Here is a 14270-nt window from a genome sequence, read left to right on the forward strand (position 1 = left end):
TCACCCCTTACAAAGTGTTGAGTAGGGGACAGATCCGAAAAGACTTTGAAATTTTAAGGAGAAAGTTATGAAAAAATTACTTCTAGTGTTTTTTGCATTAGCTGGCGTGGCGTTTGCTGCAGAGGGAAATGAAATGTTGTTGTCGTATTCGGCAATTGCTGCTGGTATTGGCTTAGGTATCGCTGCTCTTGGTGGTGCTATTGGTATGGGAAGCACAGCTGCTGCTACAATCTCTGGTATGGCTAGAAATCCGGGCGTTGGTGGTAAATTAATGACAACAATGTTTATTGCATTAGCAATGATTGAAGCACAAGTTATTTATACGCTTGTTGTTGCATTAATTTTGCTTTATGCAAACCCATTTTTAGGCTAATTAATAGTTTATCCTTAGGCTTCTTGCCTAAGGCTTGCGCTGGTGGTGGAATGGTAGACACACCATCTTGAGGGGGTGGCGGGGCGACCCGTGCGAGTTCAAGTCTCGCTCAGCGCACCATTTATTACTTCTTTTTGTATTACGCTTTTATTCCTGTTTGGGTATTTGTAAAAATCAATAAAACTTTCTTAATATTTTTATTATCTGTTACCAAATGTAACTTCTAAATTAAATTTATAAAATATACTTAATCTTTTTTATAAAACTTAATAAATCCCTATAATATGGAATTAATCTTTATATTTTTCTTTACATAATAAAAATGATTTTTATTTCATTTAAAAAATAGTAACAATATCACTTAAATTTTAAAAGGATTTATTATAAAATGGTAAGGTTTAAAATCAAAATCACACTTCAAACAAAGGAGAAAAATAATGGAAAAAACATTGAATAATCATTCTAATATGATTGATATTCCTGCGGGGGGGGGGGCATTTAAGAGATATTTAGCTCCATTTACTAGCAAGGCAATTTATTATAGTGTTCTTGCAACTTCACTTTCTACTTTTATTTTTCACTCACCAGCTTATGCGGAATCTTTTTCAAATAATGAAAGTTCTATCCCACAGATTGTTGCATTAAATGTTACACAAAATCCTTTGGTAAATCCTGCTCAAAACCTTAAAAATTCTAAGGTTAAATTAGATTCTAATTTAAAAACAAATAGAAATAATACTGGACAACTTAGGACTTTTTCTTCTGTAAAAGCTACAGAAAATAAACTTGAGATTGACAATAATACTCAAAATATAACTTATACGGGTGAGACAAAATTAGATGAATTAAATTTCAATATAGGCGGTTTGCACGAAAGTAAAATAGAGAAGAAAGTTACTTTTGATAAATTGACAATTGATAGATTGACAACTGCGCAAGCTGGAATTCCGGGATTGGATCCAAACAAAAGCAAGGAAGAGAGAAAACAAATTATTGAAAGCTGGATAAACAATTTGCAGCCAAATCAATATGGGCAGTATCCAAGTATAGATAAGTTTGCGCAATTATCTCTTGAGGGAGAAAGTTTAACTATTAATAACAATATTGACAATCAAGGTGATGTGAATATTAAAACTAAACATTTAGATATTGCCGGAGATGTAGCAATAAATTATGGATATTTGAGCATAGAATTTGATGAAGGGAGTCTTGGAAGGATTAATGCAGGCAATAGAACAAAAATAGAATTTGGTAAAACAGATGTTTTTTTTGATAATTCCCCTAGTTTTTCAATTATTACCAAAAAAGGCGAAATTGTCTCAGATGTTATCAGTAAAAATGGTGGTTCTTTGAGTATATGGATTGGTGATGAAAAAAATGGTGGCGGTAAAATGACAGGGGATATAATATTTGAGGGTTATAAAGACTCTGATAGGTGGGTAATTTATAATAAGTTTGTCAATGTTGATTCTGCAAAACCATATTTAAAAGAATATGGAGAATGGGTAGGGAGTTATTATGGTATTGGTTCATTTTTGAATTTAATGACACTAGGAGCTTTAAACGGGAGTAGCATTGAAGGAAATATTGATTTAAAAGGTGATGTTTCAAGTTGGATAATGTTACATAAAAATGCGCTAATGAGTGGAGATTTAAAAGTTGCAACAACAGGCAGTCATAAAAGATCATATTTTGGTTATCCAATTCTTTATTTTACAGGCGATTCTGAAATATCAGGAGATATTACAGTTGAAAAAAATGCCACTTTGCAAATGACAACTAGTAGAGTTAATCCTATGATGCCACTTTTTGCAGGATTGGGAAGCAAAAATCTAGTCTCTGGAAAGATTACAAATAAGGGAGAAATGCGGCTTGATAGTGTTAGGGGAAGTAATTTTACAATTCAACAAACTATTGATAACATTGGTGGAGTTCTTGGTATTTATGATGATGTAGAAAATAGCTTTGCAGGAACTACCTTTAAATTCCTACGCGGAGATAGTGGCACTGATGCACACTTTAAAAACACAAATGGTGGAAAAATAGCAATAAATCGTTGGGATTTTAGAGAAGATGAAGGTAATGGCAGAATCATTATTGATACTGATGGGCAGAATAAGAGAGAAGAGAATCTTAAAAATGTAAAGTTTGGAGAGTTTCAGCATTGGAATAGTAGTTTTATTCCCCCTACTGCAGACAATCCAGTTATTCTCTTTGGCGATGATAAAATCTTCGCTAAAGGCTCTTATGTCCAATACCTTGTTTTAACCCCTGAAGAAGAAAAGGATCTTAAAGATGGAAAAATCAGTATCTATGATAAAGACGGCAGACATAATGTAGCAGGACATTTTATTGAAGGGGGAGCAGGAGCTAATGGAGAAAGTAACTTTGCAACCTTACTCCATGAAGGAAAAGTCATTAAACTTAGTGTTGGTGGTGGAGATACTATTGCACCTGTTGTTCAAGCAGATGGTTTAATTGGTGAATTAAAAGTTAATGATGATACTCCCGGCTCCACTATTGGTTCTAATCAAATTAATGCACTAAATACTAATATGACACAAACCTTTAACACCCTTAAAGAAATCTCTACTAAAACTTTTAGAACAGAGCATACTAATCTCTCAAGCTATAATACTCTAAAAGAACAAGTAGCTTATGCTCTTTATAATCATTCTAAAAATGCTTCAAAGAATAATTCTTTAGATAACAATCCTACAAACAAGAATCTTTCTAGTAATAATTTAAAAAATCATACCAATAATAATCTCTTGAGTTATAATGCAAAGAATTCTTTAAATGATAATATAAATCTATTGGATAATACTAGTAACCCAGGTAATACAAATATTGCTAGTAATGTAAGTAATATAAATGCTTTGACAAATCCTGCAAGCAACACTTCAGGGAATAACACTTTAAGCAATGTTTCAAATAACACTAACTTAGAAGCTTATGCCACAGATGAACAAATTACTACTTATGCTACTTATGCACAAGCTGGTGCATCTGATGCTTTACTCTATGATGAAATCAATAAAGGCTATACAGATTTAGATCTCTTAAGAGCCTTAGATGATATTTTTATTAAGCAAAATAAAAAAGAAAGTGATCTTTATACTTATGCAGTGCCTTATTATAATTACATTAAAGATAAATCTTTAGGATTAGGCACCACAAAAACAAATAGTTATGGATTGCTAGCTGGAGGACAATTAAATTCTAATTATGGAGTTTATGGCTTTTATATTAATTTAGAAAACTCTAAGAGAGAAAACAACACAACAAGCACAGATACAGATAGCACAAGTTATTTAGCAGGATTAACTTATTACAATGCCTTCCATAGATTTTCTAATAAAGAACTCTATGTTAGTCTTAATACAATGCTAGGAACTACAAAGAGTGATGTCTCTATGATAGATAGTGATTCTTATAAAGATGATTTTGACTTTGATTCATTAAATTATGGAGCAGAACTAAGAGCTGGAGTTAATATTTATAATGTCTTAACTAATAGTTATTGGACACCAGAGTTAGGTTTAATCTATACAGGAATGGCAGTAGATTCTTATGAGATTAAACATACAAAGCTTACAGAATATTATGATAAAACAACAATTAATCTCTTAGAAGGGGTTGCAGGATTAAGATTCCATCACGCTTATAATCAAACTACACGCTTTAATGCAGCACTAGGAGCTAAGTTTAGACTCTATGATGATGCAAAAAGTCAAATGAAAATTGCAGGAGAGACATTAGCAAATCCTTTGTTTGCTACAAGAGATATTAAACTTCCAGATACTTCTTATTATGTGCAATTTGGTCTTGTTAAACTTCTAGGAGATAATGTAGAGTTAAGTCTAAACTATCAAGGAAACTTTGCAAAAAGATATTCAAGGACATACTGCCTTTGCTAGAATTGGATATTGGTGGTAAGGAGAGAAAATGCAAAGAATAATACTAACTTTACAACAAGAGAAACAAATAAAACAAAACAAAAGTCTAAGCTATCAAATACAGCAGGCTTTACAACAAAATAAACAAAGCAAACAACAAATAAAACAAGTTAAACAAATCAACAAACAAAACAAAAAGACTTCCTATGAAGTCTTTAAAACAACACTAACTTCTTTTTTAGGATTATGTTTATTAGGAAGTTTAAATCTTGCACAAGCAAAAGACAATTTTAATCCTAGTAAAGAATATAAACAAAATTGTTCTATCTGTCATGGAGCAAATGGATTAAAAGCTCCACCTGGAGGTAGAGAAACACAACTTATTGGTGCAATGCTAAAAGATTATGTGTATCAAAGACTTATTGATTATGCAAGTGATAAAGGAGGAACACCGGGAAATAACTTTATTATGTTTGCAGTAATGGATGAATACCAATACACTAAAGAAGAAATCAAACAACTAGCAGAGTATATTACAGATTTAGGGCATAAGGAGATGGAGTAGGGGATAGCACCAAAAAGGTGCTATTGGAATTTAAATTAATATTTTAAGAAATATTCTTGGATTTTCTTAGTATCACTTGTTTTTGTAAGTGCAAGAGCTAAAAGGATTCTAGCTTTTTGTGGATTTAAATCTTCTGCACTAATAAATCCTAATTTTGCATCCGCATCACCTACTGCAACGCGTCCTGCAACAACCCTTGAGCTAACTATTACGCTAACATCTTGTTTTAAAAGCTCTTTTAGCACTTCTTTTTGGTTTTGGTGGATACTTCCAGCACCGCTTCCTGCAATTACTAAGCCCTTTGCGCCATCAGCAACAAGAGCCTTTGCAGCAGCACCGCTTCCGTCATTTGAGTAAGTATAAAGAATATCCACTTTTGGAAGTGATGTAAGCTTGCTTACATCAAAAGGAGATTTTTTGGTGTGTGCTTTTGCAGCATTGTTATAGAAGAAAACTTTACCATCTACAATGTAGCCCAAATCGCCAAAATCAGGAGATGAAAAGGCATCAACATTTAAGCTATGTGTTTTAACAACGCCCCTAGCACTTTGGATTTTGTCATTCATTGCAACCATTACGCCTTTGCCTTTGCTTTGCTTATCTGCTGCAAGTGCTACTGCGTTATAAAGGTTTTTAGGACCATCAGCACTTATTGCAGTTGATGGACGCATAGCGCCAACTAAAACAACAGGCTTATCGCTTTTGATTGTTAGATTTAGGAAATATGCAGTTTCTTCCATAGTATCCGTTCCGTGTGTGATAACAACGCCATCAATTCCACTTGCAAAAAGTTTGTTGATTTCTTTGGCAAGTTTTAGCTGAATTTCATCAGTCATATTTGAGCTATCAATATTTGCGATTTGCTGTCCAGAAATCTCTGCTAAATCTTTAATTTGTGGTACTGCTTGAATTAGCACATCAACACCAACAACACCAGCTGTGTATCCTGTGGTTGCAACAGAGCTATCAATTGAACCTGCGATTGTTCCACCTGTGGCAAGAATCGCGATTTTAGGCTTTGCATAAGCCATACCCACTCCTAAAAACAAAAAAGCCATCATACAAAGTAAAAGTTTCTTCATACGATCTCCTTATGAAAAATTTATCCAAATGGATTTTAGATTATACAACTAAAAGATTTTTTTGTCTGTTAATTTTAGGAATTTTGTTAAATCTTAAGAAACTTTCTTTAAGCAAAAAATGGCGATAAGTCTGCTAAAATGCCGACTCTTTTCGACCCTTTCATCTAGTGGCCAAGGATAATGCCCTTTCACGGCATAAACGGAAGTTCAAATCTTCCAAGGGTCGCCATTATTTCTTGTTTCCTGTGAATTTTTCCATTGTAACGCTTGTGTTTGAGCTAATATCTTTACGCTTAATTACCTTATAAAATGTCATATAAAAAATCTTACAATCTAACAAAAAACTAAGATTATCCACATACCAAACATCTAATTTAAACTTCTCTTCCCAAGAAATCGCATTGCGCCCATTTACTTGCGCCCAGCCTGTGATTCCGGGGCTAACTTCGTGGCGGCGTGCTTGCTCTTTAGAATAAAGTGGCAAATACTCCACAAGTAAAGGGCGTGGTCCTATAAAGCTCATCTCTCCCTTTAATACATTAAAAAGCTGTGGAAGCTCATCTAAGCTACTTTTGCGCACAAATTTGCCAAAGCCCTTTAAGCGTTGCTCATCAGGGAGCAGCTCACCTTTGCTATCGCGCTCATCGCTCATTGTGCGGAATTTGTAGATTTTAAAGATTTTGCCATTTTTTCCAGGTCGCTCTTGAGCAAAAAATACAGGGCTTCCTAGCTTTATGCGGATAAGCAAGCCAACAACACAAAGAATCGGCGAGAAAAGAAGCAACAAAATTAATGCTAAAGCTCTATCAAAAATAGGCTTTAAAATGCTTGCATAAAGGCTTTTATTTTTGGATTCCATATTTTTAGGGCTTAAAACCTCATCATAAAGGCAAAGATATTGTTGCACCACAGATTCCACGCTAAATTCTTTGCAAACTTTCTTGCGGCTTGCAATGCCAAATTTTTCTTGCAAATCCTTATCTTTGCAAAGTTTTTCTAAAGCTTGAGTTAGGGCTTGTGTGTTAGCAACTTCTACTAAAAACCCATTTTCACCATTGCTTACCACTTCGCGACAACCCACAGCATTTGTGGTAATAATAGGCTTTGCCATACTTCCAGCCTCCAAAAGTGTGCGAGGAATTCCCTCTCTATAACTTGGTAACACAAACACATCGCAAGCCCCGATTAACTCCCTAATATCCTTGCGTTCCCCTAGATAAATTACAGCATTTGAAGACTTCAAAAAACTTTCATCAATGGGGGCGACATTTCCCAAATCCACACCGCCAACATATAAAAAAATAAAATTTGGATTCCGTTTTTTTAAAATCTCAGCACTTGCATAATATTCTCTAACGCCCTTGTGTAAAATAGCGCGCGCTACCATTAACACAAGCACGCAATCTTTAGGAATGTTAGAATCTATGGAATCTAAAAGCTTCGCACGGATTGTATTGCGTTCATCAACACAATAGGGCAAAAAGGCTTGTGTATCAATACCAGAGCCTTTAATAAGCGTCGTTTTATCCGCACCAACTAAGCCCTTTTTGACAAATAAATTTAGGTCATCTTGGTTTTGAAAAAGCACTTTTTTAGCAATTTTAAAAGAAATGCGATTAAGTGTTTCAATAATGAAGCGGAAAATTTTAGCCTTAATATTGTCTTCTACATAGAAGCTTCCAAGTCCTGTAAGGCTGTTTATCACATAAGGAATTCCAGCAATCTTAGCAGCAAATGCGCCAAAAATATTTGGCTTTAGCATAAAAGTATGCACAATATTGGGGCGTAATTGCTTTAAAATTTCAGCAATCTCTTTAATGCTACTTAACGCGCTAAATGGGTTTAAACTACTGCGATTAATAGAATATTCTACGGCTTGAATGCCTAAAGGAGCGAAGCTATCAAAGCATTCCCCCCTTGGAATTAGGGCGATAACTTCGTGTCCTTGCTTTTTTAGGGCAAGCATTACAGGAAGGCGGAATCTAAAAAGATTAGAATCAGTGTGCGATAAAAATACGATTTTCATACAAAGCCTTTAAAATTTGCAAGCATTATAACATTAAAAAGACAATAAATTTAAGCGTGCAATTATGCTATAATGCGCCACTTTTAAAGGAGTGATATATGGAAGATGAACTCATAGAAGAGGAAGAGGATTTTTTAAATAAACCCGATAATGACGCGGTTATCCAAAAAACTTGCTTAAACATAAATCCTGCAAATGGTGTGATTAAAGAGCAAAGATATGGCAAGGCAAGCGTTTTGCTAGAAGTTACAAATAAAATGGTGCTAGATAAACAGGGGCTTGTGCATTCTGGATATTTGTTTTCAAGTGCCGCATATTGCGCGCTTTTAGCGGTAAATGAGCCAAATGGAATTATGATAGGAGCGGAAGTGAAGTTTTTAGCGCCCATTGAGCTTAGCAATGAAGTCTTATTTCGCGCTGAAACTTTGCAAGAAGATACCAAAAAGCGCGAAGTTAAGGTAGAAGGCTTTGTGCTCGATATTAAGATTTTTGATGCGATTTTTTATGTGGCTGTGTTTGATAAGCATGTGTTAAGCTTGCATATCACCAAAGAAATGGAAAAGAAAATGGGCTAAGGCTATGCGCATAGATTTACATAATCACACAAGCTTGTGTAACCACGCTACTGGCACAATGGAAGAGTATGTTTTAAAGGCGATTGAAGAAAATATTCAAGTTTTTGGCTTCTCTTGCCATAATCCTATGAAGTTTGACCCAAAATACAGAATGCGTTTTGAAGAATTACCTTTGTATTTGGAATCCGTTTTGTCTTTAAAGGAAAAATACGCTGGGCAAATTGAGATTTTAAGCGCGCTTGAAATTGACTTTTTGCCACCTTTTATGGAGGATTTTTTGTTTGAGATTCCACTAGATTATAGGATTGGGGCAGTGCATTTTCTGGGGGATTGGGGCTTTGATAATCCAGAGTTTATTAGAGAGTATGCAAGGCGTGATATCAATGATTGTTGGGTGGAGTATTTTAGGGCAATACAGGCTTTATCAAAAAGTGGAAAGTTTGATATTGTAGCACATATGGATTTATTAAAAGTGTTTAAATATTTTCCTACAAAGGATCTAAGAAAAGAGATAGAAAGCACGCTAAAATCGATAAAACAAGCAAATATGTGTGTGGAGATTAACGCCTCTGGTTTTCGCAAAGAGATAGGGGAGCAGTACCCTAGCAAAGAGATTTTAGAAGCTTGCTATGCCTTAGAAATTCCTATTACTTTTGGGAGCGATGCACACGCGTTAAGTCAAATCAACTTTAAACGCAAGGAAATTGAAGCATTAGCCAAAGAAGTTGGTTACACAAAATGTGCCGTGTATCGCCAAAGAGAAAGAGAGTTGATAGAGTTTTAATGCGTGTTAAAAATTGAAAATTAAGTAAATTTGCGCTAAATTCTTAACTCTCATTTGCGGAGGGTATATGTCACTGGTGGGCATCGTGGGCTTCAAACCCATTTGAGCGGATAGGTGTCTATTTGCTGGGGAGTTCGATTCTCTCACCCTCTCGCCACTTCATTTAAGGACTTTATCATAAAAAATTACAAGAAGATATTTTCACAATTCAATCAAATAAAAATGCTTGTTATAGGAGCATTGGTGCTTGTTGGAATCTTAACGCTTTTAGGGGAAGCTGTTGCGTTTTTAGGCTTTTTGCCGCACGCGCAATTTTGGCTTTTGGGATATTTTGGCTATGTTTGGGCATTTGGCGCGGCTTTTGTGCTTTATCAAACAAAAGCGATTCCAACTTTTCAAAATCCATTAGAAAAGGGATTAGGCTTAACCATTATAGCCTTTGCGCTTCTTGTGCTTCAAGGGCTTTTCTTTGAAAATGCTGGAATTTTAGGTGTTGCGTTTTATAATGTCTTAAAGCCTATTATCACTTCGCTTGGGGTTTTTATCTTAAGCCTTTTAATGCTTGGATTTGGTGTGGTTTTATACACAGAAAAATCGCCAAAAGAGCTTTATAGCGTTGCGCTAAATGCGCTTAAAGATGATTTAAAAAAAGACTTAAAGCACGCTAAAATTTCAAAAGATAAATTGCATAAAAACACAGAAAAGCTAAAGATTTTTTGGTTAAAAACAAAGGCATTTTTTGCACTGCCTGTTAAAAAAGATTCCATCGTAGAATCTAGTGATTTTAAGCTTATAAATGTAGAATCAAATATGGAATCTAAAAATTTACAAGAAAAAAAAGATGAGTTTATAGAAAATCAAAAAGAGATTTTAAAAGAAACACAAGAAGTAGCACAAATAGAGCAAGAATTGCGCTCATTAACGCTTGATGAGCTGATTGAGCAGAGTAAAAACAATCCACAGCCAAAAGAAAACATAGCTTTTAATTTTCAAGACAAAGAAGAACAAGATGATTATGCTGAATCCCAAGATGAATCTAAAGTTGAATTTGAAGAAGGGATTGATGAGTTGCGTCAAGATATAGAACTTCCTATGCGTGAAGATAATCCTTTAGAAGAGATTTCTAAAGAGCCAGAAGATGAGGAAATCCGTGTGATTAACGCGAAAAATCTCCCACAAGATAGTTTTGATGCAACGCAATTTCAAATACAATCTATGGCAAGCTTGGAAAACTTCAAGCGTTTTGAAAAAAGCTATTACAAAGAAGAAAAAGAGGAAGAACCCATAAAGCTCATTAAAAAAGAAAGTATTGGTGAACTTGGTGGAGAGTTAGAACAAACTCCGCCACCCAAGCAGGAATTTGCTCAACAAGAATCATTACAAAAGGAAAGCTCAAGAAAACAAGCTATTAAGTCTTATCCAAAAAATCTCTATGCCGCAACTCCTTTTAGCGCATATTATGACAAAGAGCCTGTTGGGACACACGATCGCCTTGTAGATGCAAGCAATTTTCAAAAGGAGTATCCAGACAAGAAAAACACACTCCCTAAAACAATTTTTTATTATGGAGATAAAGTAAGCACTCATCCTTTGTCGGAAAATTCAGAAAATATGGAATCTAAAAACGCTGAAGTTAAAAATACTGAAATTACAAATCAAACAGCGCAAACTTTAGAAAATACGAAATCTGAAAATATAATTCCACAGCAAGAAATACCGCAAGCCACTATTCAAACTCCACAAATCCAAGCAACGCCACAGATCCAAGAAATTGTGCCACAACCTGAAATAATCCCGCAATACAGCACAATTCCCAATACGATTCCAACTTTTGGCTATGGTTATGCGCATTATCAAGAGCCGATACAACAAATCACACAACCTATTGTGATAGAACAAACTATGGAATCTAAAATTCTAACCACAGCACCACAACAAGTTGCAAAGCCGCAAGAGCCACAAGTAACGGAATCCATACAAGCACAACAAGCCCCTATCCAAACTCCAAAACAAGAAATGCCACCCGCTCAAATACCACAGCTGCAAGAGATTGCACCGCAGCCTGTAATCCAAACACAATCTGTCCAAACACCGCAAGTGCGACAAGAGCCACAACAAAGCGTAGAAATTGTAAAAACACTAGAGGAAAATGCAGCTCTTTTGGAAACTTTAGAAATGGCACAAACTCCACAAATGTTAGAATCTAAAGATTATGAATTACCTAAATTAGAGTTTTTACAAGAGCCAAAAAGAGCGCATATTGAAATTGATGAGAGTGAAATTGATAGAAAAATCAATGATTTATTAAATAAAATGCGTGTGTTTAAGATCGAAGGCGATATTGTGCGCACTTATTCAGGTCCTATTGTAACAACTTTTGAGTTTCGCCCAAGCCCAAATGTCAAGGTTTCACGCATCCTAACTTTGCAAGATGATTTAGCGATGGCTTTGCGCGCTAAAACAATCCGTATCCAAGCACCAATTCCGGGAAAAGATGTTGTGGGGATTGAGATTCCAAATGCACAAGTTGAAACCATTTATTTGCGTGAAATTTTAGAAAATGATTTGTTTAAAAACTCTCTCTCGCCGCTAACTTTAGCATTAGGCAAGGATATTGTAGGTAATCCTTTTGTAACGGATTTAAAAAAGCTTCCCCATTTGCTAATTGCTGGAACAACAGGCAGTGGTAAGAGCGTGGGGATTAATGCGATGATTTTATCCTTGCTTTATAAAAATCCACCCGATAAGCTTAAATTGATTATGGTGGATCCTAAAATGGTGGAATTTAGCATTTACAATGATATTCCGCATCTCTTAACTCCCGTGATTACAAATCCTAAAAATGCGATTTTTGCCCTTGATGTCGCGGTTAAAGAAATGGAGCAACGCAATGCATTAATTAGTGAAGCAAGGGTTAAAAATATTGATAGCTATAATCAAAAAGCAGAGATTGAAGGCTTTGAACCATTTCCTTATATTGTGATTATTATTGATGAGTTAGCCGATTTAATGATGACAGGAGGCAAAGAAGCAGAGGCTTCTATCTCGCGCCTAACGCAAATGGCACGATCAAGTGGAATCCATTTAATCGTTGCTACACAACGCCCAAGTGTTGATGTAGTAACAGGACTTATTAAAGCAAATCTTCCTTCACGCATAAGCTATAAAGTGGGGCAAAAGATAGATTCTAAAGTGATTTTAGACTGCCATGGAGCAGAGTCGTTATTGGGCAATGGGGATATGCTTTTCGCGGTGGGCGGTGGAAATGTAACGCGCTTGCACGCCCCATTTAGCACAGAAGAAGAGATTGAACGCATTGTAGAATTTATTAAAGCGCAATGCTCTCCACAATATGATGAACGCTTTTTGCAAAAAGAAGAGCGCGCGCAAGTGCAATCTAACGGAGAAGCTGATGATCTTTATGAAGAGGCAAAGCGTATTATGTTAGCAGATGGTAAGACTTCTATTAGTTACATTCAACGCCGCCTAGGAATTGGATTTAATAAGGCAGCAAATATCGTAGAGCAAATGCAACAAAGGGGATTTTTAAGCAAAGAAAATTCTAAAGGAGTGCGTGAGATTATTGGAGAGTAAAATCATTATGAAATGGTTGTTTTAAGAAAAGTTTTGTTAGAATCAAAAATTGATTAAATTTTAAATTTGGAGCACAAAGAGAATGAAGGTCAATAAAGTAGATAGCGCAAATGTAATAGCACAGGCTACAATCCCAGCAGATTTGCTCAATAAAAAGCTGGATAAAGTTACAAAGGCGGCAAGCAAGAATTTAAAGCTAGATGGATTCCGCAAAGGAAAAGTTCCAGCAGTAGCAATTAAACAGCGTTATGGCAAGCAACTTGAAGAGGATGCACAAAGAGAGTGCGTGCAAGATTTACTGCAAGATATTTTAAAAGAGTTAAATGTTGAAGCGACTATGCTTCTTGGTGATCCGCGTATTACAAAATTTGAGAAAAAAGACAATGGAATCGAGCTTGAAGTGGAAATTAGTTTGGCTCCGACAATCAAGCTTGATGATATAGATTCTTGTATCCCAGAAGTAAAAATCCCAGAAGTAAAAGATTCTGATATTGAAGCGCGATTAGAAGAAATCGCAAGTGCTAGAGCACCATTGGTTAAAATTGAAGATGGTAGACGCAAACTAAAAGATGGAGAGTTTGCCAAAATTGACTTTGAAGGTTTTATTGATGGAAAACCATTTGAAGGTGGAAAATCAGAGGGATATTTGCTAAAAATTGGAAGCAAGTCTTTCATTGAAGGTTTTGAAGAGCAATTAATTGGAATGAAAAAAGGGGAAGAAAAAGAAATCAATGTAACTTTCCCAGAAAACTATCAAGCTAAAGATTTAGCAGGCAAGCCAGCAGTGTTTAAGGTAAAATTGCTTGAGATTCAAACTAAGGGCAAGATTGAAATTGATGATAATTTTGCAAAAACTCTATTCCCAGATGATAAAGAAGCAAGTGTAGAGAGCCTAAGAGCGAAAGTAAAAGAACAACTTCAAGATGAAAAAAAACATGAAGCCTATAATAATGAGCTTAAAGAAAAACTTGTGGATAATTTAAATGCCAAGATTATATTTGACTTGCCAAAATCCATTGTAGAACAAGAAATGGATTTATTGCTTAGAAATGCGTTTATGACGTTATCTAAAGAAGAGCAAGAAAAACTAGCAAAAGATAGAGAAGCAATGCAAGCAAAACGCGAAGAGCAAAGAGAAAATGCGCAAAAAAGCGTGCGTGTAACATTGCTAATTGATGCGATTGCAAAGCGTGATAATATTCAAATCCCAGATAATGAGGTGATTAATACAATTTATTATGAAGCAATGGCAATGCGTCAAGACCCTAAGGCAATGTTTGAATATTATAAAAACAATAATTTAATTCCAGCAGTTAAAATGGCAATGCTTGAAGATAGAGTTTTAACAGCACTCTTAGATAAAAAGGCGTAG

At 35.3% G+C, this 14270-nt stretch carries 9 protein-coding genes, 3 tRNA genes and 1 pseudogene; 10 read left to right on the top strand and 3 right to left on the bottom strand.

Going from position 1 to position 14270, the window contains the following annotated elements; translation table 11 throughout:
• Window positions 1-67 precede the first annotated feature (67 nt).
• From IP358_RS00365 to IP358_RS00380, 4 genes are all read left to right on the top strand, one after another.
• Complete coding sequence (locus IP358_RS00365) at window positions 68-373, top strand: F0F1 ATP synthase subunit C (protein WP_006802245.1); 306 nt, start codon at window positions 68-70, stop codon at window positions 371-373.
• A 36-nt stretch (window positions 374-409) separates the two neighbouring features.
• A tRNA-Leu gene (locus IP358_RS00370) sits at window positions 410-493 on the top strand.
• Between the two features lie 317 nt (window positions 494-810).
• Complete coding sequence (locus tag IP358_RS00375) at window positions 811-4293, top strand: autotransporter outer membrane beta-barrel domain-containing protein (protein ID WP_370525618.1); 3483 nt, start codon at window positions 811-813, stop codon at window positions 4291-4293.
• Window positions 4294-4321: 28 nt separating this feature from the next.
• Complete coding sequence (locus IP358_RS00380) at window positions 4322-4837, top strand: c-type cytochrome (RefSeq protein ID WP_040498942.1); 516 nt, start codon at window positions 4322-4324, stop codon at window positions 4835-4837.
• Window positions 4838-4872: 35 nt separating this feature from the next.
• Here IP358_RS00380 and IP358_RS00385 read toward each other — a convergent pair whose 3' ends face one another.
• A complete protein-coding gene (locus tag IP358_RS00385; RefSeq protein WP_101357038.1) occupies window positions 4873-5868 on the bottom strand; it encodes a type II asparaginase in 996 nt (331 codons plus the stop codon).
• Window positions 5869-6072: 204 nt separating this feature from the next.
• Here IP358_RS00385 and IP358_RS00390 point away from each other — a divergent pair.
• A tRNA-Glu gene (locus tag IP358_RS00390) sits at window positions 6073-6148 on the top strand.
• On the opposite strand, the gene IP358_RS00395 is transcribed toward IP358_RS00390, so the two are convergent.
• Together IP358_RS00395 and IP358_RS00400 are read right to left on the bottom strand one after the other, a co-directional pair.
• Entirely contained in the window at window positions 6149-6778 is a 630-nt protein-coding gene (locus tag IP358_RS00395) for a sugar transferase (protein WP_040498450.1), read from the bottom strand.
• A 141-nt stretch (window positions 6779-6919) separates the two neighbouring features.
• Window positions 6920-7945 (bottom strand): annotated as a pseudogene (locus IP358_RS00400) (glycosyltransferase family 4 protein); the annotation flags it as partial.
• Window positions 7946-8043: 98 nt separating this feature from the next.
• Here IP358_RS00400 and IP358_RS00405 point away from each other — a divergent pair.
• The 5 genes from IP358_RS00405 (at window position 8044) to tig (ending at window position 14270) form a co-directional block, all read left to right on the top strand.
• Complete coding sequence (locus IP358_RS00405; protein ID WP_006802242.1) at window positions 8044-8520, top strand: hypothetical protein; 477 nt, start codon at window positions 8044-8046, stop codon at window positions 8518-8520.
• Window positions 8521-8524: 4 nt separating this feature from the next.
• Window positions 8525-9304 (top strand): histidinol-phosphatase, encoded by a 780-nt coding sequence (locus tag IP358_RS00410; protein ID WP_006802241.1) that lies wholly within the window; start codon window positions 8525-8527, stop codon window positions 9302-9304.
• A 58-nt stretch (window positions 9305-9362) separates the two neighbouring features.
• A tRNA-Sec gene (locus IP358_RS00415) sits at window positions 9363-9461 on the top strand.
• 1058 nt (window positions 9462-10519) lie between these two features.
• Window positions 10520-12898, top strand: a complete 2379-nt coding sequence (locus tag IP358_RS00420; protein WP_006802240.1) for a DNA translocase FtsK — start codon at window positions 10520-10522, stop codon at window positions 12896-12898.
• An 82-nt stretch (window positions 12899-12980) separates the two neighbouring features.
• The gene (gene tig / locus IP358_RS00425) at window positions 12981-14270 is read left to right on the top strand and encodes a trigger factor (RefSeq protein ID WP_006802239.1); all 1290 of its coding nucleotides are present in this window, start codon (window positions 12981-12983) and stop codon (window positions 14268-14270) included.

It is taken from the genome of Helicobacter winghamensis ATCC BAA-430, from assembly GCF_028751035.1.
GTDB lineage: Bacteria > Campylobacterota > Campylobacteria > Campylobacterales > Helicobacteraceae > Helicobacter_D > Helicobacter_D winghamensis.

Excerpts from the sequence above, each read along its gene's own strand:
- IP358_RS00395 (WP_040498450.1), bottom strand. The coding sequence starts at position 6,778 with ATGGAATCCAAAAATAAAAGCCTTTATGCAAGCATTTTAAAGCCTATT.
- IP358_RS00365 (WP_006802245.1), top strand. The coding sequence starts at position 68 with ATGAAAAAATTACTTCTAGTGTTTTTTGCATTAGCTGGCGTGGCGTTT.
- IP358_RS00420 (WP_006802240.1), top strand. The coding sequence starts at position 10,520 with ATGGCAAGCTTGGAAAACTTCAAGCGTTTTGAAAAAAGCTATTACAAA.
- IP358_RS00380 (WP_040498942.1), top strand. The coding sequence starts at position 4,322 with ATGCAAAGAATAATACTAACTTTACAACAAGAGAAACAAATAAAACAA.
- IP358_RS00405 (WP_006802242.1), top strand. The coding sequence starts at position 8,044 with ATGGAAGATGAACTCATAGAAGAGGAAGAGGATTTTTTAAATAAACCC.
- tig (WP_006802239.1), top strand. The coding sequence starts at position 12,981 with ATGAAGGTCAATAAAGTAGATAGCGCAAATGTAATAGCACAGGCTACA.
- IP358_RS00375 (WP_370525618.1), top strand. The coding sequence starts at position 811 with ATGGAAAAAACATTGAATAATCATTCTAATATGATTGATATTCCTGCG.
- IP358_RS00385 (WP_101357038.1), bottom strand. The coding sequence starts at position 5,868 with ATGGCTTATGCAAAGCCTAAAATCGCGATTCTTGCCACAGGTGGAACA.
- IP358_RS00410 (WP_006802241.1), top strand. The coding sequence starts at position 8,525 with ATGCGCATAGATTTACATAATCACACAAGCTTGTGTAACCACGCTACT.